This window comes from Cognatundibacterium jejuense (genome assembly GCF_014284255.1).
GTDB lineage: Bacteria > Pseudomonadota > Gammaproteobacteria > Burkholderiales > Burkholderiaceae_D > Undibacterium > Undibacterium jejuense.
On record NZ_JACOFV010000075.1, the window covers coordinates 1 to 255 of the forward strand.

At 43.9% G+C, this 255-nt stretch carries 1 rRNA gene; it reads left to right on the plus strand.

What is annotated here, in order from left to right:
- Positions 1-168 precede the first annotated feature (168 nt).
- A 16S ribosomal RNA gene (locus H8K32_RS20085) occupies positions 169-255 on the plus strand; the annotation flags it as partial.

A 255-nucleotide genomic window follows, 5' to 3' on the forward strand; every position in this document is an offset into this window, starting at 1 on the left:
GCACCGATTAGTTTCTAACTGATCGGAATGCTTAAAAAATATCAAATGCTTCACAAGAAATAAATAATAGGAAAGTCGTTCAGAAATGAATGACGGAACTGTCAGTATTTTGAGTGAGCGACCTGTCCGCAAGGACAGGGTTCAGAAATGAACACAAAAACAGAGATTAAACTGAAGAGTTTGATCCTGGCTCAGATTGAACGCTGGCGGCATGCCTTACACATGCAAGTCGAACGGCAGCGCGGGGCAACCTGG